This is a genomic window from Tabrizicola sp. (genome assembly GCF_041913445.1).
Classification (GTDB): domain Bacteria; phylum Pseudomonadota; class Alphaproteobacteria; order Rhodobacterales; family Rhodobacteraceae; genus Tabrizicola.
This window is the reverse complement of record NZ_JAYSFG010000012.1, coordinates 13,486-39,264: the sequence shown is the minus strand read 5'-3', so window position 1 is coordinate 39,264 and position 25,779 is coordinate 13,486. Positions and strand designations below refer to the sequence as shown.

Sequence of the window (25,779 nt, the reverse complement as noted above, 5' to 3'; positions counted from 1 at the left end):
TCAGCCTTTCACGGCGCCCGCGCCGAAGCCGCGGGTCAGATAGCTTTGCAGGAAGGCGAAAATGATGATCAGGGGCACGCTCATCATCACCGAGGCCGCCATCAGCAGCGACCATTCGATGTTGAATGACGAGATCAGCATGTTCATCACGCCGGTGGTCAGCGGGCGCGCTTCGTCGGAATTCACGAGGACGAGCGCGTAGAGATATTCATTCCAGCTTAGAATGAAGGTGAAGAGCGCGGTCGAGATGATCCCCGGCAGCAACTGAGGCAGCACCACGTCCCGGAACGCCCCCATCCGCGACGCCCCGTCCACCATCGCGGCGGATTCGATGTCCTCGGGTACGCCCGCCATGAAGGACCGCATCAGCCACAGCGCGTAGGGCAGAGCGAAGGTCGTGTAGGCGATCACCAGGCTGAACACGGTGTTCGACAGGCCAAGGCTGACCAGCATCAGATACAGCGGAATGATCAGCACCACCGAGGGCAGCAGGTAGGTGAACAGCACGAGAAAGGCCATCGTCTCCCGCCCCCGGAAGCGGAAGCGGACAAGGCTGTAAGCTCCCAGCGTGGCGACTGCGATCACCAGCAGCGTGGTCGCGGATGACAGGATCACCGAGTTCCCGAAGTAGGTCAGGAAGTTCGTTTCCCACAGAAGCTTGCTGTAATGCTCCAGGGTAAAGGTCTCGGGCAGAAAGCTCGGCGGCCGACGGAACAGTTCCGACTGCGGCTTGACCGAGGTCAGCAGCATCCAGAACAGCGGGAAGGCCACACAGAACACAACCGACCAGGCGACGATGTTCAGCACGATGTTGCCGAGGCGCGACTGGCGCATCACGCGGCCTCCTTCTGGCGGGTCTGGCGGATGTAGACGATCATGAAGACCAGAAGCACCGCCATCATCATCACCGCCCAGGCTGCGGCCATGCCCATCTGGTTCAGCGCAAAAGCCTGGCGATAGACCACGATCGGCAGGGTTTCGGTCGATGACACGGGTCCGCCGCCAGTGAGCAGCCAGATCAGGTCGAATTCCTTGAAGTCCCAGATGGCCCGCAGCATGACGATCACGACCAGAACCTCGCGCAGTTGCGGCAGGGTCACGTCGAAGAACCGCGCGACAGGGCGCGCGCCATCAATACGCGCAGCCTCGTACAGGGCATCGGGGATGGATTGCAGGCGGGCCAGGACGGCGATCACGACGAAGGGAAAGTATTTCCATGCCCCAATCAGGATGACCGTCACCATCGCATTGGGCATGGAGCCGAGGTAGTCCACCGGCATGTCCCTGAGGCCCGAAGCCATTAGCAGGTGGTTCAGGATGCCGTACAGATCGTTGAACACCCATTTCCAGACCAGCACGGCCACAACGGTCGAAATGAAGTAGGGAAACAGGATCAGCGAGCGCGCCAGCGAGCGGAACCAGATGTTCTGGTGCAGCACCAGGGCCATTGCGATCCCGAACAGGATCTGCAGCGCAAGCGTGCCCACCGTCCAGATAAGCGTCTTGCCCAATGACGACCAGAACCCGCCAGAGGCGAGGATGGCGCGGTAGTTCTCCAGTCCGACCCATTCGCCCTGAAGCGTCGGGGTAAAGATCTTGAACAGCGACAGGTAGATGGCCGAAACCAGCGGATAGACGATGACCGCGCAAAAGATCAGCACCGTGGGTGCGATCAGCACAAGGCCAAGCCGCGCGTGGCGGCGTTCCAAAACGGTCAGAGCAGGGGATGACATGGGATTCCTTTGAGCTCCGGGCCGCCCGCAATTGGGCGGCCCAAAGGTAACATCAGGCTTTCATGATGTCTTCGATGGCCTTGGAACAAGTGCCGATCGAGGCATCGACATCCTCACCGTTCAGCACCACGCGTTGAACCAGATCGGCGATCGCGTTCGAGGCAATAACCTCGCCAGCCTTGTCGTTCGACTTGTGTCCCGCGCTTTCGAAGCCCAGGTTGAAGCCACCCGCCGCCGCGTTTGCCATCAGCTCCACTTCGGCCGGGAACTTCTCGATGATGGCATTGGCCTTGTAGGCGGGATTTTCGTTGATCGACTTCAGCACCGGTAGTACGTGGCCCGGGGCCGCATGCAGTTGCTTGATGTAACCCTCGGGATTGAACAGGAAGGCGGCAAATGCCTTGGCTGCATCCTTGTTCTTCGACTGCGCCGGGATGAAGACGCTGGGGAAGTCATTGAAGGTCCAGGGCGTCACATCGGCCGAGATCGTCGGGTAGACCGTGCAGGTCACACTGTCGGCAATCGCGGGGTTCTGCTCGGTGACGTTCGCCAGCACGCGGCCCGCATAGATGCCGGTGGCTGTCGCACCCGACACGAACGCGGTAAGGCTTTCGCCCCAGCTGTAGTTGGTCGCGCCCGGCGGGCACAGCTCGCGCATCGACTTGTAGAATTCCAGCGCGTTGCGGGTGCCCTCGTTGTCGATGGCGACCTGCAGGTCGGGCGTAAAGACCTGACCGCCCGCCTGATGGATGAAGCCGATGAAGATCAGCGACGTCATCGAGTTCTGGCCATAGGGCAGAGGCGCGCCGAAGATGCCGCCGCCCTGCATCGCCTGGCAGGCCGCGCGCAGTTCGTCCCAGGTGCGGGGCGCCTGGGCGACACCGGCTGCTTCCATCAGGTCGCGGCGCAGCCAAAGCATGTTGGCGGCGGTGTTGCCGATCCCCGTGCCGCAGTACTTGCCATCCGCCGTGCGGAACACGTCATTCGCGCCGGGGTAGTAGTCGTCGGCGCCGATGGCTGCGATCACATCGTCGAACGGTTCGACAAGACCATTAGAATAGTAGGTCTGGACCGAGAAGGACGGCAGGTGGGTCACGATGTCGGGCACTTCGCCGCTGGCGAAAGCGGCAGCCAGCTGCGGGGCATAGCCTTCGTCCGACGTCGTTTCGAACAGGACCTTGATCCCGGGGTTCAATGCCTCGAAAGCGGCGATCTGGAACTTGTAGGCCTCAACCTGAGCCGGCGCGCCCTGCGGCGACCACCAGCGCAGCGTCACTTCCTGTGCGGCGGCACGGCGTGGTAGGCCGGTCAGAACCGTCCCTGCCGCAAGTCCGGCCAGCAGCGAGCGCCGGGTCATTCCAGCGGTGAATGTCATGCGTTTTGTCATCCTTGGATACTCCCTGCGGTGCGCGTTGTTCACATAGCGCACTCTTGTTCGACTATTATCCGATTCATGGCCTGTGACAAGTGCCGACATCGCGTTTTTGCCGGTGCATTGGCAGATTGTGCTGTGATAAGCTGTGAACAAATGTGCAAGAGCGTTGCAGATAAAACCGAAAGGACCCAGGGGAAGATGCAGGAGACAGGCGCCAAGGCGGAAGATGTGACCGATGTCCTCCCGCCCCGCAATTCCGCCAAGACCGGCCTAATGACCGCAGCTGCGGACTGGTCCGACGATGAAAACGGCGGTTTGAACCCGCGCGACTATGTCTCCAGTCTTGCCCGCGGGCTTGAGGTCCTGCGCGCCTTCAACCGCACACAGCGCAAGATGACGCTGTCGGAAGTGGCGGCCGAAACCGGAAACACCCGTGCGGGCGCGCGGCGAATCCTGCTGACCCTCGTCCATGAGGGGTATGCCGTGATGGACGGCAAGCTCTTCGACCTGACACCGCAAGTTCTTGAACTGGGCTTTTCGGTGCTGTCGTCGAAGGGCGTCTGGGATATTGCCCGGCCCTTCATCGACCATCTGTCCGAAGAACTGCGTGAATCCGTTTCGGCCGCCGTTCTGGACCGTTCTGACGTCGTCTACGTCTCGGGGGCGCAGTATCATCGGGTCATCAGCGTGGGAATCTCGGTCGGATCGCGCTTCCCGGCACATTGCACGGCTACAGGGCGCGTTCTGCTGGCTGCGCTGCCAGAGGAACAGCTGGACGCCCTCTTGAAATCCATCTCGCTGACCCGGATGACCGACCGCACGGTCACCGATCCGGCAGAGTTCCGCCGCCTTCTGGCAAAGGTTCGCGATCAGGGCTGGGCGTTGGTGGACCAGGAGCTTGAGACCGGACTCATGTCCATCGCCGTGCCGCTGCGCAGCAGCGCGGGCACGATCGTCGGCGCCATCAATGTCGGTGCGCCAACCGTCCGGATGGGTCCGCAATACATGATCGACAGCATCCTGCCGAAGCTGCAGGAAACCGTCGGTCACATCGCCGATGCGCTGAAACGCTGATCCCTGCGGGTCACGCGGCGAAGCGGGCAGGCGAGAGTCGGGCGTCTTCGCCCGCCACATCCCCGCCAGCGGCAACCTGCGCCGCCATCCGCGCGACCAACGGCCCCAGCGTGTACCCGGCGTCCCCCGGAAGGGCCATCACGATGCGCTCCGCCTGTGGCAGGCGGCCGATGACGCTTGCCCCGTCTGCTGTCGTGTTCATGCCCGCCCATGTCCGGATCACCCGAAGACCGCCAATCTGCGGCACCAGACGCGCCGCCAGTGCCACATTGCCCAGAAGCGAGGTCGCAAGAACCGCCGGCGGCTGATCGCGCCCCCGGTCCAGCGCAGGCCATCCACCGCCAATCACGATCTGACCTTGGCCCAGCTGTTTGAGCGTAATCGACCGTTCGGCGTGCTGGATCAGGTGGCCGATCTGCACCTCGGCTGCTTCGGTGATGTTCATGTGCAAGGGTTCGGCCCGCGTGGGAATCCGCACGCCAAGCCCGGCAACGATCTCGCCCGCGCCCCAGGCCGCGGCAACCACCGCCTGATCCGCGCGATAGGTCCGTGTACGGCCCCGTGCGACGACAGCCGCGCCGTCCGTTTCCAGCGCAAGGATGCGGTCTGTCGCGAAGCGCAGCCCACGGTCGCGGGCAACGGCCATCAGGCGGGCGTTGGCGATCAGCGGGTTCAGCTTGCCCTCGTCGTGGCAGAGTTCCGCCCCCACGATCTGCGGGCCCAGCCACGGTGCGATCTGGTCCAGCTCGGCCCGCTCCAGGATCTCGACCGTCAGGCCCTGCGCCGCCTCGCGCCGGGCCTTGGCTTCCAGAAAGCGCAGCTGATCGCTGCCCTCTGCCAGCATCAACCCGCCCTTGCGCACCAGCTCGAACGGGCCGAACTTCGCGTCCAGCCGGACCCACTCTTCCGCCGCCGCCTTGTAAAGCGGCAGCGAGGCTTCGACCGCGGGTACTTGATCGGGGTATAGCCGCATGAACCGGCTTTGCATCTGCACATGCAGGCTGCCCGCATTGGCCCAGGTTCCCGCATTCTCGCCCGCATCCACCACCGTAACCGTCGCGCCTGCGCCAGACAGATGCAGTGCGGCCATCAGTCCGGTGATGCCCGAGCCGATGACCAGAATGTCAGAGCGCATCCCGCACCGCCTCTTCCGCCGCAAGGATGGAAGAAATGGCCACCGGCTTGATCGGTACGCGGGGGGCAAACAGGCTGCGGTCGGCCAGCGGCTGGCCGGTCGCCGCCGCCACAAGACGCGCCCCGACCGGACCGCAGTACCGCCCCTGACAGCGCCCCATGCCCAGACGCGTCGCCCGTTTCAGCGTGCCAAGATGCCCCGGCCCTTCGTCCAGCCCCGCGCGGATCTGACCGGCGGTCAGCTCTTCGCAGCGGCAGATGATCGTGTCGTCGGGCACCTCGGGTAGGCGCGGCGCGATGTCATGCAGCGCCCAAAGCCGCCGCTGGAACCGCCGGTGGCGGCCCAGTTCGCGCAGGTCGGCAAAAATGTCATGCGCCGAACCGAACCCCGCCGCCTCAGCCGCCACACGTCCGGCAATGCGCCCTTCGGCCATTGCAGCAGGCGCGCCGCCCAGTCCGGCACAATCGCCCACCGCGTAAAGCCCCGGCACGCTTGTTTCACAGGTTTCGCTTCTTCGGACGCGCAGATGACCGTAGTCCGCGTCATAATCGGCCTCTGCGCCCAGCAGACGCAGGATCTCGTTCTGCGGCTCGAAGCCCGCGTTCATCAGAACGGCATCGACGACTACCGTCGCCTCCTGCGCGCCGTGACGATAGCGGGCGCGCAAGGCACTGCCATCCAGCTCGATCCCGGTCAGCTTTGCGCCGTACTGCAGAAGAACCCCGCCCCGGCGCAGATCGCGGATCGTGCCCAGCCCCACAGCCGCCAATCGCGGCCCCGACAGCGCGAGGGCCAGTGCGTCGAGCGGTCTGCTCCAGGGGGCAGGGCCGCGTTCGCCCACCACCGCCACGTGCGCCCCGCCCTGCATCAGTTCGCGCGCGACCTGCAGGTTCAGCGGACCCGAGCCGAACAGGGCCACCCGTTTCCCAGGCAGGGTGCGATAGCTGCGCCACAGCGTCTGCGCCGCGCCCGTCGTCATCACGCCCGGCAGCGTCCAGCCGGGAACGATCTCCGGCCGCTCATAGGCTCCCGTAGCCACGATGATCTTGCCGGGCCGGGCCACCAGCGCCGCGCCGTGCCGTTCGCCCAGGATCAGCGGCCCGTCGAAAGCGCCCCAGATCTGGACCTCGCCGATGATTTCGGCACCGCTGGCCTCGGCTTTGGCCAGAAGTTCAGCGCCATGGCGCTGCTGTTCATCCAGCGGAGCAGAGACGGCAGATTGCTTGAAGTACTGGCCGCCACCCACCTTGCGCTCGTCCAGCACGACAACCGAGGCCCCGGCCGCCCGTGCGGCAATCGCGGCGGACAGGCCACCCGCTCCGCCGCCGATCACCAGAACATCCGACGCAATGACACGGGCCGGTGCCGCCGGCGCTGGCAGAGGGACCAAGGAGAGCGAGGGATAGGGCACCTGGCGCTGGACGGTCATCCCAGCCTGGGCCGGGGTCATGCAGGCGCGGATGTTCGGCTGCCCGTTCACGGTAACAAGGCAATCCTGACACACGCCCATGCCGCAGAAAATGCCACGGCTTGCCCCTTTGGCTGTTTCGCGGAACTGGCGATGACCGGCTTCGGTCAGCGCCGCTGCAAGCGATTGGCCCGGACGAAAGGGCAAGGCTTGCCCGTCGAACTGGAAGTGGGTGTCCGGCATGGCGCCGCCTGCCTTGGTCACGGTCTTTCCTCCAGCAGCTGATCGCGGATTGCGACAAGGCGCGCCACCGCACGTGCACGCCAGCCGGCGCGGGCGGGCAGCATGTCGGCCGCGACTGCGGCGCGCCGCTCGGCCTCCACCCTGCTGACCAGATCGTCGTTCCAGTCTGCCGTTTCGCCCCGTTCGGCGCCCATCCGGGCGTAGGCAGGCCCCATCCGCGCGGCATGGGCCCGGATCCCGCCGGGCGTGTTCAGTTCGGCCGTCTCGAACGGCCCGGAAAGCGCCCATCTTGGCCCCAGACCCATACGCATCACCGCCTCCACTCCGGCCACATCGGTAACGCCTTCCGCGACCAGCCGATAGGCCTCGCGCAGGACTGCCCCCTGAAGGCGGTTCAGGACGAAGCCTTCGACCTCGTGGCCCAGACGGACCGCCGCAAATCCGGCGCCCGCAAAGATCGCAGCCGCGCGGTCGACCGTTTCGGCCTGCGTGCCCGGCGCGGGGCAAAGCTCGATCAGGCGCAACACCGCGGGCGGGTTGACCGGATGGGCCACCAGCGCGCGCGCCTGATCCGCCTCGGCGGGAAGAATGCGCGACATCGGTATCGCCGAGGAGGCGGTGGCCAGAACGGTCTGCGGGCCAGACTGTCGCAGCAGATTGGCAAAGATCGCCTGCTTCACCTCCAGCCGTTCGGGGCCGCATTCGATGATAAGCCCGGCGTTGGCCAGATGCAGTGCGGCATCGGCCACCACCGTGATCTCACCCGCCTCGCCGGCCCCGGGGGAGCGGATAAGCCCGGCCAAGGCCATCGCCTCACGCTGCACGGCCAGCCCTTCCGCCACGCTGTCGCGCCGCGCGGCATCCGGTTCGACCAGCGTCACGCCATGCCCGGCCTCGGCCAGAACCGCCGCAAAGGACAGGCCGATGGACCCCGCGCCCAGAACGACCACCGGACAATCGTCGTCGCCTGCCACTTTCAGACCTCTTTTCCGCTTTGCGCTTGCAGTCGTTCACATGACGCACAAAAGTGCGAACGAATATGGTGTAGCTGGAACAGAAGGGGCATGCAACATGGCGATGACTCACGATCTTGAGGGAAGAACCGCCGTCGTGACCGGCGCCGCGCAGGGTCTGGGCCGTGCGATTGCCGACCGACTCGCGCAAGCCGGGGCAAGGATCGTCGCCGTCGACCTGCCCGACCGCCTGACCCTGCTTCCGGACATCTGGGAGGGTGTCGCGGTGGACCTTTCGGCCTCCACAGCGCAAGACGATCTGCACGGTCTTGCCTCCCGACTGGGCCCCGTGTCGATTGTCGTGGCCAACGCCGGTCTGGTTCCGCCGTGGCGAGGGGTGGAAAGCCTTGATGCCGCCGAATGGCAACGGGTGATGACGGTGAATGTCTGGGGCGTGGCCATCACGCTTGGCGCCTTCGCGGCGGGATTGGCCGCCTCGGGGCACGGATCGGCCCTGGTCATGGCGTCGATCAACGGCTACTGCGCCCATCCGAAGCAGGTACTTTACACTGCCTCGAAACATGCGGCCATCGGCGTGATGCGGTCGGCGGCGCAGGACCTTGGTCCGCGCGGTGTACGGGTCAATGCGCTGGCCCCCGGGCCGATTGCGACCGAGGCGCTGACCGACCGCATGGTCATGCGCGCCGCCGCAGGGGGCCTACCCGTTGCCGATGCTCTTGCCGAAATGGCCAGCGGCACGATGCTGGGCAGGATCGCCACGCCGCAGGATGTGGCTAACCTTGCCCATTTCCTCGCCGGGGACGGCGCGGCCGGCCTGACCGGCCACGTCTATCCGGTGGAGGCGGGTCTAGTCTGACCCGCCTTCGACCGCGCCTCAGGCGGGCGCCTTCCAGCCGTGCTGTGCAAGAATGGCATGGCTGGCCCGGATGTCGCCATCGGGATCGGCGCCGGGCACCATCGCATCGGTGATGATCTCCAGCACCGTCGCGCCCGTATAGCCGATATCGCGCAGCGCAGCCGCAGACGGGCCGGGATCGACGATGCCGGTTCCAAGTCGCGCATGCTTGAAATCGCCGTAGCCGGAGTCCGAGATGTGGACGTTCTTCACCAGATCGCCCAGCAACCGGATCGCCGCCGCCGGGTCTTCCTTTATGTAGGCCGAATTGCAGATATCAAAGTTCACGCCCACCTCCGGGCCGATCAGCCGTGCCGTGTCCAGCATGTCCTGAGCGGTCGGCAGGAAGGTGAACGGCACGTTCTCCAGCAGGATCTGCACGCCCGTCCCCTTGGCATGGCGGACAAGCTCTTGCACGCCTTCGACGAACCAGTTCAGCATCCAGTCACGCGGCGGGTTGATCAGGCTGCTGACCGGGCCGGGAATTGCGACCACATAGGGGCAACCCCATTCCGCTGCCAGGTCGATCGCCTCGCGGTACCGATCCAACGTGTAGCTGCGCATCAGCCGGTCCACCCCGTTTGGGTTGTTGTCCAGAAGCGGGTAGCAGAACGAGGTCAGCCGCACGCCCTCGCCGGTCATCCAGGCCAGATACTCCCGCCGCTTGACCACCGACAGCTCGCGCGGCCAGCAATGGGGCGGGAAGATCATCATCTCGAACGCATCATAGCCGAGGCCGCGCAGGTGCTTCAGCGCATCCAGCCCGTCATGCGTGTAAAGAAAGGGAAACGTGCTGGCGGCGACGGTCAGTCCGGTCATGGGCAGGGTCCTTTTCGCTTGTCGGGATTGGCTTGGCGTGTCATCTATCGCACATAAGTTCATATAACGCACGACACACCGGATCAATCCGAATATCAAAGGAAATCTCATGGGCAGCCGATTGTTTGCGCCGCTCGCCTTGCGCGACCTAACCGTTTCGAACCGGATCACGGTCGCGCCGATGTGCATGTATCACGCCACCGATGGTGTGCCGTCGCAGTTTCACCTTGTGCATCTGGGCCAGTTTGCCATCGGTGGTGCGGGCCTCATCATCGCCGAAGCGACCGGCGTCCTGCCCGAAGGGCGGATCACCCCGGGTTGCCCCGGCCTCTGGTCAGAAGCGCAAGAGGCGGCCTGGGCCAACGTGGTCGACTTCGTCCACGCCGAAAGCGCCGCGAAGATCGGTATCCAGCTGGCCCATGCCGGACGCAAGGCCAGCACCCTGCCGCCTTGGGAAGGCTCGGGCCCGGCGCAGGGGGCGGATGCGTGGCAGACCGTGGGGCCGGCCGACGTTCCCTACCTGCCCACTTGGCCCGCCCCCCGGGCAATGACCGAAGCCGACATTGCGCAGGTCGTAGCGGCCTTTGCCCGTGCGGCGCAGCGCGCCGTCCGCGCTGGGTTCGACCTGGTCGAGATCCACGCCGCCCACGGCTATCTGCTGCACCAGTTTCTTTCGCCCCTGACCAACACCCGCCGAGATGGCTATGGTGGCAGCCTCGAGGCCCGGATGCGCTTTCCGCTGGAGGTGTTCCGGGCCGTCCGCGCCACCGTACCGGAGGGAATGCCGGTCATCCTGCGCCTGTCGGCCACCGACTGGGTCGCGGGCGGCTGGGATGTGAACGAGGCCGTCGCCTTTTCCGCCGCTCTGCGCGACCTCGGCTGCGACTTGATCGACGTCAGTTCGGGCGGCTTGTCCAACGAACAGAAGATCGTCACCGGAGCCGGCTATCAGGTCGCGTTCGCTCACCGCATCCGGACCGAGGCGCGGATCTCGACGATGGCCGTTGGCCAGATCACTGACCCGGTTCAGGCCGAGACGATCCTTGCCAGCCAGCAGGCCGACATGATCGCCCTTGCACGCGGCGTGTTGTGGAACCCCCATTGGCCCTGGCACGCGGCACTGGCTTTGGGTGACGAGATCAGCCTGCACGCCTCTTACGCGCGGTCGCATCCCGCGATGCGCGGCAAACCCTTCATCGTGAGGAAATAGGTCATGGGAACGCTGGACGGAAAGCGCGTGGTCGTCACCGGCGCGTCAAAGGGCATCGGTGCGGCCATCGCCACCGCCATGCTGGAGGCCGGGGCGCGGGTGATCGCGCATTACGGGGCCGACCGTGCGGGGGCCGAGGCCGCCACTGCCGTCGCCCCCGACCGCGCGCATCTGATCGCCGCCGATTTCGGCGACATGGCGGCCGTTGACGCCTTCTGGGCCTCTGCGACCGCTGACGGCCTGCCCGATGTGGTGGTGAACAACGCGGCCATCATGCGGCAGGCCGGCGGCATTGCCGATGACGCTGCCCTGTGGGACGAGGTCTGGGATGAAAGCTGGCGCGTGAACGTGCTGGCACCTGCCCGCCTGATCCGGCACGCAGTGCGCGGCTGGACAGCGGCGGGTCGGCCGGGCGCGCTGGTCGGCATCGGGTCCTGGGTGACGACGCGCGGAACCGCGAACCCCGGCGCGATCGCCTATTCCGCAACCAAGGCCGCCATTGCAGCGGCGACCAAGACCGTCGCCCGCAACCATGCAAAGGACGGCATCCTCGCCTATCTGATCTCGCCCGGCGTGGTCGCCACGCAGATGAGCGTCGAAAGCGCGGCCCGGACCGGCGGGGCGGCCGCCATCACGGCCCAACTGCCCATGGGCGAATGGGTGCCCCCGGCGGAAATCGCGGCGCTTGCGGTGTTTCTGGCCGAGGGCCGCGCGCGACACCTGACCGGCGCGACCCTCGATATCAACGGAGCGGCTTACATCCGATGAGGTCACTCAGCGGCTTTGGCGCGCCCCTCGATCGCATCCACCACGGCGTCCAGCTCCGCCATCAGCGGAACCATCGCCGCGACACGGTCGCGTCCTTCCTGTCCCAGGCTGGCAAAGGTGGTGATCGGCGCGCGCACATCGCCCACCGGATACCCTGCCGCCGCCGCCAGCGCCTTGGAATAGCACTGGTGCCCGTACAGCGGGTGGCCCTTCGTGATGATCGCATCGAACTTCTGGATCACGCGCTGCACGGCCCAGACATCGTCCCAGCGGCCCTGTTCCGCCCATTCCACGAACTTGACCGACGCGCGCGGGATATAGTTGCCATAGGGGTTCACATAACCCTTGGCGCCCATCTTGTAGCTTTCCAGTACCTGCTGGCCTGCCCAGACGTTCATCAGCCCGTCCGATTCCACGATGATCGCATGAATGCGCTCGATCCGCTGGCTGGCTTCCTTGATGTAGCGGATCTGCTCGAAGGACTTCGTCAGCCGTCCGACCAGTTTCGCGCTCATGTCCACGTTCGAGGTGAACGGGTTGTTATACAGCATGATCGGAAGGTTGCAGCCTTCGCAGATCGCCTTGTAATAGTTGAAGATCTCGTCGTCCGTGGGGGTGTAGTAGTAGGGCGGGATGATCATCAGGCCATCGGCGCCAAGGTCCTCGGCCTGCTTGGAATAGCGCACGGCATTGGGGGTGTAGGCGTTCATCGTGCCGACCATCACCGGAATGCGGCCGTTGATATGCTTGACGGTCGCCTCGACAAAAGCGCCGCGTTCGTCATCGGTCAGCGTCAGGAATTCGCCCGTAGTGCCCAGGATGATGATCCCCGGCACGCCGGACGCCAGCTGCCAGTCCAGAAACCGCCCCCATGCGGCATAATCGATGGCATTTCCGTCCTCGGTGAAGGGCGTGATCGTGACGGTATAGCTGCCCTTGAACGGGGTCATGTTCGTTTCCTTTCGAATGACCGGCATAGGCCGGAGTGGGGTCGTTGATGAAGAATGTCCTGCGGCACAGCGCCGATGTGCTGGTGATCGGTGGCGGCATCGCCGGGTTGATGACAGCGCTCTACCTGGCCGAAGACGGCGCCGATGTGGTTCTGCTTGAGGCGGGTGAGCTTGGCGCGCAGGCCTCGGGGGCCAATGCCGGGTCGATCCACCTGCAACTGCAATATCCCGAATTCGTAACCTACGGCGAAAGCTGGGCCCGGGCCTACGCGCCCTGCCTGCGCTTTCTCAGCCAGTCGCTCGACCTCTGGCAGGGTCTGTCGGCCAACGTGAACGAACCGCTTGGCGTTAAGTTGGCCGGAGGCCTCGTCGTGGCCCGCACCGAGGCGCAAATGCAGGCCATCGTCGCCAAGGCCCGGATCGAGGCCGAGGCGGGCGTCGAGGTGCAGGTCCTGACCGCGGACGACCTGCGCCAAATCGCGCCCTACCTTGCTCCCGAGGCGATTGGTGGTGGGTTCTGTTCGCGCGAAGGCAAGGCCAATCCCCTGCGCACCACGCCCGCGATTGCCGCAGCCGCCCTCCGCGCCGGAGCGTCGATCCATAGCCACACACCCGTTACGGGGCTTGAGGCCACGCCGCAAGGCTATGTCGCCACCACGCGGGGTGGCCGCATCGCCGCACGCCGGGTGGTCAACGCGGCGGGCGCCTCGGCCGGAAAAATCGCCGCCATGCTGGGCCTGACCCTGAACATCGACGGCTTCCCGCTTCAGGTCACGGTGACGGAACCCGTGGCCGAGCTGATCCCGCATCTGGTCTATTCGGCGGCGGGCAAGCTGTCGCTGAAACAGGTGGCCAACGGCGGTTTGGTCATTGGCGGCGGCTGGCCGGCCCGTGTGCGGCCCGATGGCGATTTGGTGACCGATCCGCGCAGCCTGACCGGCAACATGGCCATGGCGGCGGGCGTCGTGCCCGCTGCCGGACGCGCACGGGCGCTGCGGTCGTGGACGGCATGGGTGAACGGCACACCCGACTGGCGGCCGATTCTGGGCGAGGCGCCCGGTCTGCCCGGCTTTTTTCTCGCGCTGTTTCCGTGGGTCGGGTTCAGCGCCGGCCCGATGACGGCGCGCGTGACTGCCGACCTCGTGCTTGGCCGTCCGCCCGCCCTGTCCCTTCGCGGTGTCTCCGTGCTTGCAGACTAGGGCGGCCATCGCGTCAGGCCGCACCGGCTTCACGCGCCGACGCCTCGGCCTTCTTGCGGAAGGCGCGCCAGGTCATCGCCCATTTCGACGGGTCCTCGAACGCATCCACCAGCACCTGTGCAATTGGCTGGTTGTGTGGGGCACTGCGCACCAGATCGGGCGTCTCCCGCGCCTCGCGGGCAATCTGCGCGATCACGTCGATCCACAGATCGATGTCCTCTTTCGACCACAGCTCCCCAGCCTCGGGCGTAAAAGGCTGTGGCACGATCCAAGGCTCGTGGCTCATCCACCACGGATCAATTCCGTAGTCGGCCATGCGGTTGGCGAACTCGACCGTGCCGATGCCGGTTTCCTCGAACAGCGGTCCAAGGGACCAGCGCGTCATCTCCATGCGCCGCTTGGTTACCTGCGGGTTCGACCGGGCCAGCCCCGGAATCTCGGCCAGCCGCTTATCCATGTAGTTGTTGGCCACGACCGAAATGTCGCTGGCGGTCTGGATACCCTCGGCCCCCATAGCGCGCGCCCAGGCCCAGGCCTTCACCACTTGCGGAACGTTGCCCCAGAACTCGCGGATCTTGCCGCAGGATTTGGGCCGATCCTCGTCGAGCACATAGCGGTCACCCGATTTGGCCACCACGGGCGCGGGCAGGTACGGGGCCAGCTCGGCCGAGCAGCCGAATGCCCCCACCGCAGGCCCGCCCCCGGCCTTGGGTGCGCCAAAGGTCTTGTGCAACATGAACATGCAGGCGTCGAAGCCCAGTTCCCGCGCAGACAGCTTGCCCATCACCCCGTTGAAGTTGGCATGGTCGTAGAAGCAAAGCGCGCCCACCTCCTTGGCCGCCTTGACCCATTCCTTGATCTCGGGGTTGTAGATTCCCATGTCGTCCGGGTTGTTGATCATGATCAACGCGGTACGTTCGCTCAGCGCCGCCTTCAGCGCCTCCAGCGAGGGGTATCCGTTTTCCTCAAGCGGAAGGTTGATGACCGTAAAGCCCGCCGCCGCCGCCGTGGCCGGATTGCAGGGATGCGCCTGAATGCTGGTCACCATCTCAGTCCGCTGTCCCAACTGGCCCCGGTCGGCCCAGTAGGCGCGCGCGACCGCCGCCATCGTATAGGCCGCATCGGCCCCGCCGCCGGCCTGAAACACGAACTGGTCCATCCCCGACAAAGACTGAAGGATGCCGTCGAACTCGTGCAGAATCTCAAGCACGCCCTGAAGCGTGTCCGGATGCTGGTAGGGGTGCACTTCCGCGATCTCGGGCCGCCAGGTGGCAAACTCTGACGTCTTGGAATTGTACTTCATCGTGCAGGTGCCAAACAGGCTGACGCCCATCATGCCCAAGGTCATCTGGCTGAGATGAAGGTAGTGGCGCTGCGCCTCGAACTCGGTGATCTCGGGCAGGGCAGGGCGATCCTTGCGTGCCATTGCGGCGGGAACCAGCGCCTCGCCCACGGCGGCGGTCACCTCGGGCTCGGGCGTGGGGAACAGTTGCCCGCGCCCGCCGGGTCGGCCCAGCTCCATGACCACCGGCTCATCCCATTTTGCGGCCTGAAACTTCGGAAGACGGCTCATTTCAGCACCTCTTTCAGCTGGGAGACGGCATGGCGGATATCCGCGGCAGAGTGGACCTCTGTCACACACCACAAGGCGGCCTGGCCCAGACCAAGGCCCTCGGCCGACAGGTCCTTTCCGCCGAAGATGCCCCGCTCGCGCAGGCCATCGTTGATCTGGGCAACCGTGCGGCCCGTGTCATCGAAGTTGACCACGAATTCCTTGAAGGTCGTGTCCGGCCAGGTGATCCGTACTCCCGGAACCTCGGACAGAAGCCGCGCGGCGTAACGTGCCCGCGCCATGATCAATTGGCCCAGTTCCCGGAACCCCTCCGGCCCCAGAAGGCTCATGTACACCGCCCCGGCGATGGCCCACAGGTAGGTGGAGTTTCCGGTCCAGTCATTGCCGTGTTCGCGCTGGCCGTAGGAATTCTGATGCGGCATGGCCAGGCCAAAGCCGTATTGTCCCGGCTCGGCTGTTTCCGCGATCGACACCAGAAACCCGTTGTACTGATGCACATAGTCCGGCTCATCGCGTGAGGCGATGAAGCCCCCCACACCCCCGCCACAATTCATGTGAACGCCCAGGGGCTGGACTGGGCCGGTAACGATATCGGCCCCGTAATCGCCTGGCGCCATCAGGACGCCCAGGCTCGCCGGATCGACGCCCACGATGGTCTCGGCCCCCGCTGCCCGCGCCAGGCGGCCAATCTCCTGCGCGCCGGTCTCGATGGTCCCCAGATATGCCGGGTTCTCGAAATACACTGCCGCCACATCGGGGCCGAGCTTGGCCTTCAGGTCAACGAGGTCCAGCCTCCCGCTGGTCAGATCGGCGGCGACCAGCACCACCTCGATGGCACAGGCCATCTCTTGCGGGGCGCAGTAGGTCCGGATCACTGACAGACGCTCGGGGTCCGACAGGCGGGGCAGCAGCACTTTGGCGCGACCTGTCTTGCGCGCCGCCATGCGGATCGCGTGGCCGATGGCACATCCCCAGGAATAGACTGGCAGCTGCACCACATCCAGGTTCAACAGCGCGCCAAGCTGCGACGAGAATTCGAACCAGGCCTGATTGCGTCCGTGATCGGACTGAAGGCTGCCCCAGACGTTCGTCGCGAACTCTGTGCGCCCCACGATCTCGTCCACGATTGCCGGCACATGGTGCTGCCAGACGCCCGCGCCGAGGAAACTGATGTTCTCCTCGCAGGTCTGGTTCTTCTTCAGCTTCTGCAGCAGTTCGCGCTTCAGCTCCATCTCCGACGACAGCTGCGGCGGCAGCGAAAGCGGGGTCTTGCGGAAGTGGTCCTGCGGAATCTGCTCGAACACCGCGGCGACCGAGGTTGCGCCGATCTCGGCCAGCATCGACGCGATGGCACCCGGGGCGGAATTGGCCATCCAGGGATGGGCTCTTGTCGGTCCGGTCATCCTGCGTTCCCTCCTGCGAATCTTGATCGGGTCAATATTGCACAAAAGTTCGTATTGCGCACAAGCGGATTTGCCGCTGCTCAGGCAGCGGGTGCAATGCGCATCATCATTTGCCGTCCAGCGCCGGTGTGTACGCGGATGAACCCAGCCAGCGCCGCATCCAGATCGGGATCGCCGCTGTCCACCCAAAGCGCCGGTTGCGCCAAGGCCGTCAGCTTGTCCTCGCTGGCCAGCACGATCAGGCCGCCGCGTCCGGCCTGAGCAATCAGTGGTGCTGCAATCTGCTGGTTTCCCCGGCCGATCAGAAATCCCTGCCGTCCCGTCACCCCAAGCACGATTCGCACGTCGCGGTCCCAAGCCAGCGCCGCCAGGTCCGCCGCGCGGGCATCACGGGCGATGACTGCCCCGTTCAGCATGGCATCCACCCCCAGAAGCGAGGGGCTGTGCCCGGCCGCCTGCATCACCGCGCCGGCGCTGGTTCCCGGCCCGATGATGTAAAGCACCTCCGGCAACATCCCCGCAGCCACCTGCGCTGCCGCCGCGACCAGCGCAGCAGCAGATTCTCCACGTCCGCCGCCCTTTGCGGCCTGCATCCGACTGCGCAGTCGCGGCGCCCGACTCAAGGCATACAGCCGCGGCGACAGGCGGCCCGCGCGCAATTCCGCCTCGTCAATATCGGCCACCTCGGCAGCATCGTCCCAGTCGATCGGGCGATGTGCGTCCAGCATATCAGCAAGTGCGGCGCCAGCCGCCTCGGGCGACACCGCGAACACACCCGAGTGCATCTTCACACCGCACGGGATGCCCAGCATCCCCTGACCCGGGGCAAGGCTTGCCGCCACGTCCCGAGCCGTACCATCCCCGCCAGCAAAGACGACAAGGTCGCAATCGGCAAAAGCGGCCACAGCAGCGCGCGTGTCCCTTGCCGTTCCGGTTTCCGCGGCCACCGGACGCAGGTCGACCGTCAGATTCAGTCCCGCCGTCCACTGCGCGCCCATCGCGCCGGGCGCGACGGCCAGCGCCGCTCCGGGCCGACGCGCGGCCAGCCGCGCCAGGGCCCGCGCCGCCCGATGCCCGGCCTCGGGGCTGGCCCCCCGGCGCAGTGCCTCGGCCACGGTATCGGGGCCATCGGTCCCCTTCAGTCCGACCGACCCACCCAGACCCGCGACCGGGTTCACCACCAATCCTACCCGCATCTCCGTTCCGCCCCGGACTATTTGCCCGTTCATATTGCGCACATCTGTACGAAAAAACAGGGCCAAGCGGTGTCTTTCACCGCCCCGACCACCGCCAGCCGCATCAAGGGGCTGACATCGACGTGAATTCCTGATTGAAGTCGGGGCGCCGGGCATCACAGCCATAGCCGGGGGAGGGTCCGATGACTGACGTACGCCGGATAGAACGCGTCGCCGCGCCCTTGCGCAAGCAGGTGGTGCGCGCCCTTCGGGAAGACATCCTGAATGGCCAGCTTGCGCCCGGCCAGCGTCTGATCGAGGCCTCGCTCTGCGCCACCTACGGCGTGTCGCGCACCGTGATCCGCGAAGCCCTGCGCCAGCTTGAAAGCGAAAGCCTGATCCGCGTGATTCCGGCGCAGGGCCCGGCGGTGGCCGTCCTGACGGAAGCCGAGATCAGGGCGCTCTACGTCGTGCGCGCGACGCTTGAGGGTCTTGCCGGTCGCCTTTTCGTCGAAAGCGCCGACGACGCGGCCGTGGCCCGAATGATCTCGCTCTTGCACGAACTTGACGAACGCTACCTGCACGGCACGCTTGCCACGCGAGAGGATTTCAAGGCCCGGTTCTACGCCACGCTTCTGGAGGGGGCCGGGAATATGGTGCTGACCGACGCTTTGTCCCGCGTCCACGCCCGCGTCACGATCTTCCAGAGGATCGCCTTCGTCGATGAAGGTCGCGTGCGCCTGTCCAGCGAAGAGTTGCGCAAGATCATCGACTCCTGCGCCGTGCGCCGGGACGCCGCCGCTGCCCAGGCGGCCTGTGAAAACCACATCCGCGTCGCGGCCGAACTTGCGCTCCTGGAATACGAACGGCGCGCCCCTGGCTTCCGTCTGGCACAGCAAAAGCCAATCGCAGCCGCCCGCTCCACACTCCCCTGACACGGGCCAGCCATCAGGTCTGACGGCTAAAGTTCAGGCACTTCCGCTCGGACGGCACATTTGCGCACAAAAGTACGCGGACTGCCATCGAAACACTATTGCAACATCGTAAGTCCGTAATACAGTCATCCGGTAAGCCGACGCCGATCGGCCCCGCCCTTCGACAGTGGAGAGATATCGATGTCCTTCGATCAACGCCTGCAGGCGCTCGCATCCAGAAATCCCCTGCGTCAGAACCTTCAGCATTCGGCCACCCGCCGGCAGTTCATCACGGGTCTTGCGGCGGGGATCGCGGCGGCGGGGACCATGCCCATGGCGGCACGCGCGCAATCCTCGCGTCCGGTCGCGCTGCTGACCTGGGATGCCTACACCGACCCGCGCCTTGTCGCGCTGTGGAAGGAACAGACCGGCGGCGATCTGAAATACGAAATCCACATCTCGGACCCGACCTCGATCAACCGGCTGCGGGCAGGCGAAACGGCGGTCTGGGATTTCATCAACGTGAACAACCCCTGGGCGCGGGATGTGATGTGGCCCGCAGGGCTGATCCGCGATCTGCCGCGTGATCGGTTCGAGCCGCTCTATGCCCAGATGAAGCCCAAGTTCGCGCCCCCATACAAATGGGCCACCAGCCAAGACGGCAACCACCTTCTGGGTGTCGTGCAGCGGTACGAAACCTTCGACTTCGTCGTGAACTCCGACGTCATCTCGCCCCAGCTGGCCAAAGATGAAGGCTGGAACCTGTTCTCGAACCCCGACTTTGCCGGTCGCTACGGCATCCTCGCCTATGAAGACTGGAACGTGATGAACATCTGCATGGGCGCCGGGATCCACCCGTTCAAGCCCAAGTCCGACGCCGACGTCGAAAAGTTCACCGCGACCTGCAAGCAGTGGATCCAGAACGCCGCGCTGGTGACCACGGACTTCGTGCAGCTGAACCTTGCCATCATCAACGGCGAGATCGACATGTACTTCACCGGCGGCACCTACACGACGGCCGCCGCGCGTCTGGACGGGGTGCAGAACCTCTACGCCATCACGCCGAGCAGCGGCCCGGCTGACGGAAAAGGCGGGATCAACTGGATCGAGGTGAACTCCGCCGTGAACAACCCGGATGCCTTGCCAGAGGCGCTGGACTGGCTGGAGTTCATCACCACGACCGACGCCGCCGAGATCATCGCCCGCGGCAACGGCAACCTTCAGCCGGTCAGCCAGATGCAGCAGCCGGAACTGATGGCGCGCTTCTCGAAGGAAGACCTGAACGCGCTGCAATGGGACGAATTCGATGAACGCATCGCCAATGCGGTCGAGTTCGACATCGTGCCGGATTACGACCGCCTTTACGACATCTACTCGGCCGAGATGCGGGCGCGGGGCTGACTGTGACCGCACCTGGAATACCCCGGTCCGACAAGGCCGTCGCCTTGTCGCTGACCGGCCTGACAAAGGCCTTCGGCAGCATGGCGGCGGTCGACGCGATCGACCTGGATATTGCCGAGGGCGAGTTTCTGACGATCGTCGGCCCGTCCGGAAGCGGCAAGTCCACGCTTGTCCGGCTTCTGGCCGGTCTCGACGCGCCCACGGCGGGCAGCATCCGCCTGCGCGGTGCGGACATCACCCGTGTTCCCGCCAACCGGCGGCCCACCGCCCTGGTGTTCCAGTCGCTGGCGCTGTTCGACCACAAGACCGTCGGTCAGAACATTGAATTCGCCATGAAGATGAAGGGAATCGCGCCTGACCCGCGCCGCGTCCGGGCAATGGAGCTTTTGGCGCTCGTCCGCCTTCCCGCACACTATTACAGCCGCGCCGTGACCTCGTGTTCCGGGGGCGAGCGGCAGCGCGTGGCACTGGCCCGCGCCTTCGCGTCCGACCCTGAGATCCTCTTCTTCGACGAACCCCTCTCCGCGCTCGACTACCGGCTACGCAAGACGTTGGAGGTCGAACTGAAGGACCTGCACCAGCGAACGGGCAAGACCTTTGTCTACATCACCCACAGTCTGGAAGAGGCGATGGTGATGTCGGACCGCATCGCCATCATGCGCGCCGGGCGCTTTGTGCAGGTCGGCGATCCTGCGTCGATCTACTCGGCGCCGGCCAACCGCTTCGTCGCCAGCTTCATGGGCGAAGTGAACATCCTGACGGTCGTGCCCGGCCCCGACGGCACGCCCCGCTTTGCCGAACTGGACGTCCCCGCCCCCGGCGCGCGCGGGGCCTATGCCGTCCTCCGCCCCGAGGCGCTGCAAACCGACACTGGCGATGTCCGCATATCCTGCCGCGTGCGACAGGTGGCGCTGCTGGGGTCGCGGACGCAGGTCATGCTCGACGCCGGCGCTGCCCAGCTGATTGCCGAAGTTCCGGGCGCGCCCGCTAGTCTCGTACCGGGGGCCGAACTGTCCTTTGGCTTTGCGCTGTCCGATGTGACCTGGGTCGACGAATGACCGGCGCGCGCAGCCCAGGGGCCTGGTATGCCCTGCCGCTGATCCTGTTCTTTGGCACGTTCTTTGCTGCGCCCATCGTCGTCGTGACTTGGTACAGCCTGATGCCACCGCGCAGCTTTGGCCTGACCACCGCCTTCACGCTGGAAAACTACCGCACCATCCTGACCGACGGCTACGGCCGCCCGCTCATGTGGTCCCTGATTGGCGCACTTCTCACGACGCTGGTCTGTGCGCTGCTGGCTTGGCCCACCGCCAAGGCCCTGGCCCGGCATCTGGGCCGGTGGGCCACCGTTGTGACGGTCCTGATCGCCCTGCCGATCTTCATTTCCGAAAGCGTCCGGCTGTTTGGACTGTCTGTCTTCCTCATGCCCAAGGGCGGCATTCTGGCTGGAACGCTGAACGCCTGCTGCGGGATAGAGATCGGCTCGATCCTGAACACTCGGATCGCCGCCCTTCTGGGGATGATCTACATCCATTTCCCCTTCATGCTGTTCCCGCTCCTTTTGGGGATCGAGATGATCCCGCGCGACCGGGTCGAGGCCGCGCAGGACCTGGGCGCCAACGGCTGGGTCGTGTTCCGCGAGGTCGAGCTGCCTCTTGCGATGCCCGGGCTGCTGATCGGAGTCCTATTGACCTTCGTCCTGGCGCTGGGGGCCAATGCCGAGGCCGCAATCCTCGGCGGTCGCGCCGTCACCGTCATCACCGCGGCCATCGACCAACGCTTCAATTACGCGCAGGACTGGCCCTCCGGCTCGGCGCTGACGGTCATCGTCATCGCGGCTACGGTGGCTTTTGTCCTGCCGATCCTCTCTCGCATCAACCTTGCGCAGCTGACACGGCGATGAACAGCCCCTGGATCCGACCCCTGGCCGCGCTCTGGACTGTCACGGTCGTGGCGCTCCTTTACATGCCGATCCTGTCGGTCGTCCTCGCCTCGCTGGCGAACACGCGGTACATGCGCTTTCCGCACCGGGACTGGACGACCTCCGCCTATGCCGAGGCACTGGCCTCGCCCACGACCTACGACATCCACCTCATCTCGCTCAAGATCGCCGTGGTTGTCGTGGCGATTGCGGTGGTGCTGGGCACGCTGGGGGCGATGGCCTATGCCCGCTACGACTGGCGCGGGCGCGGGCTGTTCCAGCGCCTGCTTGTACTGCCCATCTTCTTTCCGCAGCCGGTCCTGGGGCTGGCGCTCCTGCTGTCCTTCACCGCCGCCGGTCTGACCCCCTCCTGGCAGACTGCAGTGATCGCGCATCTGGTCTGGATCGTGCCCATAGTCACCCTTGTCATCTCGATCCGGTTGTTTGGTTATGATGTGACGCAGGAAGAGGCGGCGCTCGACCTTGGTGCCTCACGCTGGCAGGTCATGCGGGAGGTGACGCTGCCGCAACTGTGGCCGGGAATCTTCTCCGGCGGACTCTTCGCCTTCCTGCTCAGCTGGTCGAACCTGCCGCTGTCGATCTATACCACCGGCATCGACAACACCCTGCCGTCCTGGCTGTTCTCGCGCACCGCCACCAACTATTCTCCCATCGTGCCTTCCGTCGCCGTGATCGGCACGGTCGTCTCAGCCGTCATCGTTGTGGCGCTTGTGCTGCTGCGACTGCTGGCCCGGCGACTGGCACGCCCCTGACCGCCCGGCTCTGCCGAAAGGAGACCCATGTCCGATCTCATATCCATCGAATACGGCGGCCAGACCATCCGGCGTGACAGCGCTTATGCGCGTGGCGCCTGCACCTTGCTTCTGGTCGACATGCAGCGCATCTGGGCCGAGCCGATGATGGACCCCGTCCATCCCCAGCCCGCCGACAGCTATTTCATGCAGCGTGTCCAGTCGCAGGTGATCCCGAACCAGGAACGCCTGCTCGCGGCCTTCCGGCGCGAGGGCGAGAACGTCTGCCACACAATCATCGAAAGCCTCACAGCCGATGGCCGCGACCGGTCTCTCGACCACAAACTGTCGGGAATGCATGTTCCCAAAGGTGCACCCGAGGGCGCGATCATTGCGCCGCTTGCCCCCCTGCCGAACGAGCCTGTCCTGCCCAAGACCTCCTCGGGCCTGTTCAACTCCACCAATGCCGATTATGTGCTGCGCAACCTGAACACGCGGTTTCTGGTCATCGCGGGCATCGTGACCGACCAATGCGTCGACATGGCGGTGCGCGATGCCTCGGACCGGGGCTATCTGGTCACGCTGGTCGAGGATGCCTGCGCCACCTACACGCCCGAACGTCACAAGGCGGCCCTGCAGGCCTATGGCGGATACTGCTGGATCACCGACACGGCCACGGTTCTGTCACGCCTGTCTGCCCTGGCGGGCTGAGGATGTCGATGACCGCTCACGACGACCTTGTCGCCTTCGTCACCACCGATCTTGTCGCGCTGACGCGGGGCCGGGCGGTGGCACAATCGGCCCTGCCCGCAGCGCTGCAACGGGGGGTGGGCTGGGTTCCGGCCAACCTCGCACTCACACCCTTCGACGAAATCGCGCATCCGAACCCGTTCGGATCGTCTGGCGACCTGCGGCTGATGCCCGACCCCGACGCCGGAGTGCGCGTGGCCGGGCCGGGCCCGCGTGGTCCGCTGCAGTTCTACCATTCCGACATCGTCAACCTCGACTGGACCCCGTGGGAGGGCTGTGTCCGGTCGCTGCTGAAATCCGCGGTCAAGGCGCTGGCCGCGCAGGGCCTGCGTGTCATCGCGGCGTTCGAACAGGAGTTCCAGCTGCTCGACCTTCCCGGCCGCGCCGCGCCGTCCTTCGCCTTGTCGGCCCTGCGCCGCGTCGATCCCTTCGGTCCGGTTCTGATGGCTGCGCTGGACGAGGCGGGCTGTGCGCCCGAATGCTTTCTGCCCGAGTACGGCCGCAACCAGTTCGAGATCGTCTGTGCGCCCGCATCTGCGCTGGCGGCGGCAGACCGTGCCGTGACGATCCGTGAGGTCACGCGTGACATCGCCGCCCGGCTGGGGCATAGAGCCAGTTTTTGCCCCAAGACTGATCCCGCCGATGTCGGCAACGGCGTCCATATCCACCTCTCCCTCACCGATCTTGAGGGTCGCCCGGTCTCGTTCGATCCCACCCGTCCGGGCCGCCTTTCCACCCAGGCCGGGGCCTTTGCTGCGGGAATTGTCCGCCACATGCCCGCGCTGACTGCGCTGGCTGCACCATCGGCCGTGTCCTACCAACGGCTGAAGCCGCACACATGGTCGGCGGCCTGGACCACGCTTGGCGAACGCGACCGTGAGGCGACGCTGCGGATCTGCCCGACCTCAGAGCGACCGGGGCACGACCCCTCCGCCTCTTTCAACATGGAATTCCGCGCCGCAGACGCGACGGGCAGCCCCCACCTCGCGCTGGCCATGCTGATCCGCGCAGGTGTTGCGGGCCTGACCGAGGGACTGGAAACGCCGCCCATCACCCGCGGTGACCCCGAAGAGATGACGCCCGACCAGCGCGCCAGCCTCGGCATCCGCCGCCTGCCGTCCTCGCTGCTAGAGGCGCTGAGCGCCCTGCAGGACGATGCCACAGTCTGCAGCTGGCTGTCCCCCCGCCTGCTCGACTGCTGGATCGGCCTCCGCCGGAAAGAGCTTGAGCTTGTCGATGGCCTCGACGACGCCGCCCTCTGCCGCCGGTACGCCGAGATCTACTGATGCTGCCCGGTCCGCTACTTGCCCTGGATGAACCGCCGCCCTACGGCATCATCAACCCCGACGGTTCGTCCAACATCCTGCTGGTCTGCGAACATGCCCGGCCTGTCATCCCGCGCCATCTGGGCGACCTTGGCCTTTCGCACGACGAGCGGATGCGCCATATCGGCTGGGACATCGGGGCACTTGCTCTGGCCCAGGCGCTGTCTGAGCAACTGGATGCCCCGCTCTTTCATACGCATTACTCACGGCTTGTGGTCGACTGCAACCGGCCGCTCGGCAACCCTTCCCTGATGCCAGAAATCAGCGAGACAACCGTTATTCCGGGCAATGTCGGACTGACGGCGGCCGAACGGGACTGGCGGCTCGACACTCTCTTTCATCCGTTCCACGCCGCCATCCGCCGTCGGCTTGACCTTCGGTCGGCCCGGAACCAGCCGACCGTCGTGATCGGAATTCACAGCTATACGCCGGTGTTCAAAGGGGTGGCACGCCCGTGGCACGCGGGCATCCTCTATTCGGGGGCCACCGATCTTGCAGGTCGCCTCCTCCAGTTGCTTGCCAACGACCCTGACCTTGTGATCGGCGACAACGAACCGTACCGGATCGACCATGACGACTACACTGTCCCGGTCCACGGCGATGCCCGGGGCCTTCCCGCCGTGCTGGTCGAGGTCCGGCAGGACCTGATCTCCGCACCGGCGGGCGTGCAGGAATGGTCCGTCCGTCTGGCCCAGTGCCTTGGCCAGGCCACCGGGCCGCGAACCTAAGCCCCGGACGCCGACCCTTGCCCCGGCCCAACGGCAGGCCCTTGCACGAAAGCT

At 65.6% G+C, this 25,779-nt stretch carries 24 protein-coding genes; 13 read left to right on the top strand and 11 right to left on the bottom strand.

All coding sequences use genetic code 11. The features are described 5' to 3' along the window. Genes ACE3Q6_RS14125 through ACE3Q6_RS14115 form a run of 3 tightly spaced genes read right to left on the bottom strand, consistent with a single transcriptional unit; the run spans position 1 to position 3,108 of the window. A complete protein-coding gene (locus ACE3Q6_RS14125) occupies positions 1-834 on the bottom strand; it encodes a carbohydrate ABC transporter permease (RefSeq protein WP_374433498.1) in 834 nt (277 codons plus the stop codon). After that, positions 834-1,733 carry a carbohydrate ABC transporter permease gene (locus ACE3Q6_RS14120; protein WP_374433496.1) on the bottom strand — a complete coding sequence of 300 codons (900 nt, stop codon included), beginning with the start codon at positions 1,731-1,733 and terminating at the stop codon, positions 834-836. The genes ACE3Q6_RS14125 and ACE3Q6_RS14120 overlap by 1 nt, the downstream gene beginning before the upstream one ends. A gap of 52 nt (positions 1,734-1,785) precedes the next feature. Then, positions 1,786-3,108 carry an ABC transporter substrate-binding protein gene (locus ACE3Q6_RS14115; RefSeq protein ID WP_374433494.1) on the bottom strand — a complete coding sequence of 441 codons (1,323 nt, stop codon included), beginning with the start codon at positions 3,106-3,108 and terminating at the stop codon, positions 1,786-1,788. A 198-nt stretch (positions 3,109-3,306) separates the two neighbouring features. Here ACE3Q6_RS14115 and ACE3Q6_RS14110 point away from each other — a divergent pair, with 198 nt between their 5' ends. Then, positions 3,307-4,182, top strand: a complete 876-nt coding sequence (locus ACE3Q6_RS14110; protein WP_374433491.1) for an IclR family transcriptional regulator C-terminal domain-containing protein — start codon at positions 3,307-3,309, stop codon at positions 4,180-4,182. A gap of 10 nt (positions 4,183-4,192) precedes the next feature. On the opposite strand, the gene ACE3Q6_RS14105 is transcribed toward ACE3Q6_RS14110, so the two are convergent. From ACE3Q6_RS14105 to ACE3Q6_RS14095, 3 genes are read right to left on the bottom strand one after another with little or no spacing between them, the layout of a single operon-like run. Then, on the bottom strand, positions 4,193-5,317 hold the full coding sequence (locus ACE3Q6_RS14105; RefSeq protein WP_374433489.1) for an NAD(P)/FAD-dependent oxidoreductase: 1,125 nt from the start codon (positions 5,315-5,317) through the stop codon (positions 4,193-4,195). After that, positions 5,307-6,989 (bottom strand): 2Fe-2S iron-sulfur cluster-binding protein, encoded by a 1,683-nt coding sequence (locus ACE3Q6_RS14100; protein ID WP_374433487.1) that lies wholly within the window; start codon positions 6,987-6,989, stop codon positions 5,307-5,309. Before ACE3Q6_RS14100 ends, ACE3Q6_RS14105 begins: the two co-directional genes overlap by 11 nt. Beyond that, positions 6,986-7,942 carry a 3-hydroxyacyl-CoA dehydrogenase NAD-binding domain-containing protein gene (locus ACE3Q6_RS14095; protein ID WP_374433485.1) on the bottom strand — a complete coding sequence of 319 codons (957 nt, stop codon included), beginning with the start codon at positions 7,940-7,942 and terminating at the stop codon, positions 6,986-6,988. Before ACE3Q6_RS14095 ends, ACE3Q6_RS14100 begins: the two co-directional genes overlap by 4 nt. A 97-nt stretch (positions 7,943-8,039) precedes the next feature. On the opposite strand from ACE3Q6_RS14095, the gene ACE3Q6_RS14090 reads away from it, so the two are divergent. Further along, a complete protein-coding gene (locus tag ACE3Q6_RS14090) occupies positions 8,040-8,798 on the top strand; it encodes an SDR family NAD(P)-dependent oxidoreductase (RefSeq protein WP_374433483.1) in 759 nt (252 codons plus the stop codon). 18 nt (positions 8,799-8,816) lie between these two features. On the opposite strand, the gene ACE3Q6_RS14085 is transcribed toward ACE3Q6_RS14090, so the two are convergent. Further along, entirely contained in the window at positions 8,817-9,656 is an 840-nt protein-coding gene (locus ACE3Q6_RS14085; protein WP_374433481.1) for a sugar phosphate isomerase/epimerase family protein, read from the bottom strand. A 109-nt stretch (positions 9,657-9,765) separates the two neighbouring features. On the opposite strand from ACE3Q6_RS14085, the gene ACE3Q6_RS14080 reads away from it, so the two are divergent. Continuing rightward, positions 9,766-10,866 carry an NADH:flavin oxidoreductase/NADH oxidase gene (locus ACE3Q6_RS14080; RefSeq protein WP_374433479.1) on the top strand — a complete coding sequence of 367 codons (1,101 nt, stop codon included), beginning with the start codon at positions 9,766-9,768 and terminating at the stop codon, positions 10,864-10,866. Positions 10,867-10,869: 3 nt separating this feature from the next. After that, positions 10,870-11,634: an SDR family NAD(P)-dependent oxidoreductase gene (locus ACE3Q6_RS14075; RefSeq protein ID WP_374433477.1), complete on the top strand. Its 765-nt coding sequence runs from the start codon at positions 10,870-10,872 to the stop codon at positions 11,632-11,634. A gap of 2 nt (positions 11,635-11,636) precedes the next feature. Here ACE3Q6_RS14075 and ACE3Q6_RS14070 read toward each other — a convergent pair whose 3' ends face one another. Next, positions 11,637-12,584, bottom strand: coding sequence for a dihydrodipicolinate synthase family protein (locus ACE3Q6_RS14070; protein WP_374433473.1), 948 nt, complete (start codon positions 12,582-12,584; stop codon positions 11,637-11,639). A gap of 47 nt (positions 12,585-12,631) precedes the next feature. On the opposite strand from ACE3Q6_RS14070, the gene ACE3Q6_RS14065 reads away from it, so the two are divergent. Beyond that, on the top strand, positions 12,632-13,783 hold the full coding sequence (locus tag ACE3Q6_RS14065) for an NAD(P)/FAD-dependent oxidoreductase (protein ID WP_374433471.1): 1,152 nt from the start codon (positions 12,632-12,634) through the stop codon (positions 13,781-13,783). A gap of 13 nt (positions 13,784-13,796) precedes the next feature. On the opposite strand, the gene gcvPB is transcribed toward ACE3Q6_RS14065, so the two are convergent. The 3 genes from gcvPB to ACE3Q6_RS14050 all read right to left on the bottom strand — a co-directional run bounded on the left by gcvPB (position 13,797) and on the right by ACE3Q6_RS14050 (position 17,955). Next, positions 13,797-15,356: an aminomethyl-transferring glycine dehydrogenase subunit GcvPB gene (gene gcvPB, locus ACE3Q6_RS14060; protein WP_374433469.1), complete on the bottom strand. Its 1,560-nt coding sequence runs from the start codon at positions 15,354-15,356 to the stop codon at positions 13,797-13,799. Beyond that, entirely contained in the window at positions 15,353-16,759 is a 1,407-nt protein-coding gene (gcvPA, locus tag ACE3Q6_RS14055; RefSeq protein WP_374433467.1) for an aminomethyl-transferring glycine dehydrogenase subunit GcvPA, read from the bottom strand. Before gcvPA ends, gcvPB begins: the two co-directional genes overlap by 4 nt. An 80-nt stretch (positions 16,760-16,839) precedes the next feature. Continuing rightward, positions 16,840-17,955 carry an ATP-NAD kinase family protein gene (locus ACE3Q6_RS14050; protein ID WP_374433464.1) on the bottom strand — a complete coding sequence of 372 codons (1,116 nt, stop codon included), beginning with the start codon at positions 17,953-17,955 and terminating at the stop codon, positions 16,840-16,842. A 182-nt stretch (positions 17,956-18,137) separates the two neighbouring features. Between ACE3Q6_RS14050 and ACE3Q6_RS14045 the strand changes: the two genes are divergently transcribed. The 8 genes from ACE3Q6_RS14045 to ACE3Q6_RS14010 all read left to right on the top strand — a co-directional run bounded on the left by ACE3Q6_RS14045 (position 18,138) and on the right by ACE3Q6_RS14010 (position 25,725). Next, positions 18,138-18,869 (top strand): GntR family transcriptional regulator, encoded by a 732-nt coding sequence (locus tag ACE3Q6_RS14045; RefSeq protein WP_374433462.1) that lies wholly within the window; start codon positions 18,138-18,140, stop codon positions 18,867-18,869. 180 nt (positions 18,870-19,049) lie between these two features. Next, positions 19,050-20,249, top strand: coding sequence for a spermidine/putrescine ABC transporter substrate-binding protein (locus ACE3Q6_RS14040; protein ID WP_374433460.1), 1,200 nt, complete (start codon positions 19,050-19,052; stop codon positions 20,247-20,249). A 2-nt stretch (positions 20,250-20,251) separates the two neighbouring features. Further along, positions 20,252-21,307 (top strand): ABC transporter ATP-binding protein, encoded by a 1,056-nt coding sequence (locus ACE3Q6_RS14035; protein WP_374433458.1) that lies wholly within the window; start codon positions 20,252-20,254, stop codon positions 21,305-21,307. Beyond that, entirely contained in the window at positions 21,304-22,152 is an 849-nt protein-coding gene (locus tag ACE3Q6_RS14030) for an ABC transporter permease (RefSeq protein ID WP_374433455.1), read from the top strand. The genes ACE3Q6_RS14035 and ACE3Q6_RS14030 overlap by 4 nt, the downstream gene beginning before the upstream one ends. Continuing rightward, positions 22,149-22,943, top strand: a complete 795-nt coding sequence (locus tag ACE3Q6_RS14025) for an ABC transporter permease (protein WP_374433453.1) — start codon at positions 22,149-22,151, stop codon at positions 22,941-22,943. The genes ACE3Q6_RS14030 and ACE3Q6_RS14025 overlap by 4 nt, the downstream gene beginning before the upstream one ends. A gap of 27 nt (positions 22,944-22,970) precedes the next feature. Then, positions 22,971-23,633 (top strand): cysteine hydrolase family protein, encoded by a 663-nt coding sequence (locus ACE3Q6_RS14020; RefSeq protein WP_374433452.1) that lies wholly within the window; start codon positions 22,971-22,973, stop codon positions 23,631-23,633. An 8-nt stretch (positions 23,634-23,641) separates the two neighbouring features. Further along, entirely contained in the window at positions 23,642-24,958 is a 1,317-nt protein-coding gene (locus ACE3Q6_RS14015) for a glutamine synthetase (protein WP_374433449.1), read from the top strand. Next, positions 24,958-25,725 (top strand): N-formylglutamate amidohydrolase, encoded by a 768-nt coding sequence (locus ACE3Q6_RS14010; RefSeq protein WP_374433447.1) that lies wholly within the window; start codon positions 24,958-24,960, stop codon positions 25,723-25,725. The genes ACE3Q6_RS14015 and ACE3Q6_RS14010 overlap by 1 nt, the downstream gene beginning before the upstream one ends. The last annotated feature ends 54 nt before the right edge of the window (positions 25,726-25,779 follow it).

Coding starts and splice junctions, on each gene's coding strand:
- ACE3Q6_RS14125 (WP_374433498.1), bottom strand. CDS start 834: ATGCGCCAGTCGCGCCTCGGCAACATCGTGCTGAACATCGTCGCCTGG.
- ACE3Q6_RS14120 (WP_374433496.1), bottom strand. CDS start 1,733: ATGTCATCCCCTGCTCTGACCGTTTTGGAACGCCGCCACGCGCGGCTT.
- ACE3Q6_RS14115 (WP_374433494.1), bottom strand. CDS start 3,108: ATGACATTCACCGCTGGAATGACCCGGCGCTCGCTGCTGGCCGGACTT.
- ACE3Q6_RS14110 (WP_374433491.1), top strand. CDS start 3,307: ATGCAGGAGACAGGCGCCAAGGCGGAAGATGTGACCGATGTCCTCCCG.
- ACE3Q6_RS14105 (WP_374433489.1), bottom strand. CDS start 5,317: ATGCGCTCTGACATTCTGGTCATCGGCTCGGGCATCACCGGACTGATG.
- ACE3Q6_RS14090 (WP_374433483.1), top strand. CDS start 8,040: ATGGCGATGACTCACGATCTTGAGGGAAGAACCGCCGTCGTGACCGGC.
- ACE3Q6_RS14085 (WP_374433481.1), bottom strand. CDS start 9,656: ATGACCGGACTGACCGTCGCCGCCAGCACGTTTCCCTTTCTTTACACG.
- ACE3Q6_RS14080 (WP_374433479.1), top strand. CDS start 9,766: ATGGGCAGCCGATTGTTTGCGCCGCTCGCCTTGCGCGACCTAACCGTT.
- ACE3Q6_RS14075 (WP_374433477.1), top strand. CDS start 10,870: ATGGGAACGCTGGACGGAAAGCGCGTGGTCGTCACCGGCGCGTCAAAG.
- ACE3Q6_RS14070 (WP_374433473.1), bottom strand. CDS start 12,584: ATGACCCCGTTCAAGGGCAGCTATACCGTCACGATCACGCCCTTCACC.
- ACE3Q6_RS14065 (WP_374433471.1), top strand. CDS start 12,632: ATGAAGAATGTCCTGCGGCACAGCGCCGATGTGCTGGTGATCGGTGGC.
- gcvPB (WP_374433469.1), bottom strand. CDS start 15,356: ATGAGCCGTCTTCCGAAGTTTCAGGCCGCAAAATGGGATGAGCCGGTG.
- gcvPA (WP_374433467.1), bottom strand. CDS start 16,759: ATGACCGGACCGACAAGAGCCCATCCCTGGATGGCCAATTCCGCCCCG.
- ACE3Q6_RS14050 (WP_374433464.1), bottom strand. CDS start 17,955: ATGCGGGTAGGATTGGTGGTGAACCCGGTCGCGGGTCTGGGTGGGTCG.
- ACE3Q6_RS14045 (WP_374433462.1), top strand. CDS start 18,138: ATGACTGACGTACGCCGGATAGAACGCGTCGCCGCGCCCTTGCGCAAG.
- ACE3Q6_RS14040 (WP_374433460.1), top strand. CDS start 19,050: ATGTCCTTCGATCAACGCCTGCAGGCGCTCGCATCCAGAAATCCCCTG.
- ACE3Q6_RS14030 (WP_374433455.1), top strand. CDS start 21,304: ATGACCGGCGCGCGCAGCCCAGGGGCCTGGTATGCCCTGCCGCTGATC.
- ACE3Q6_RS14025 (WP_374433453.1), top strand. CDS start 22,149: ATGAACAGCCCCTGGATCCGACCCCTGGCCGCGCTCTGGACTGTCACG.
- ACE3Q6_RS14020 (WP_374433452.1), top strand. CDS start 22,971: ATGTCCGATCTCATATCCATCGAATACGGCGGCCAGACCATCCGGCGT.
- ACE3Q6_RS14015 (WP_374433449.1), top strand. CDS start 23,642: ATGACCGCTCACGACGACCTTGTCGCCTTCGTCACCACCGATCTTGTC.
- ACE3Q6_RS14010 (WP_374433447.1), top strand. CDS start 24,958: ATGCTGCCCGGTCCGCTACTTGCCCTGGATGAACCGCCGCCCTACGGC.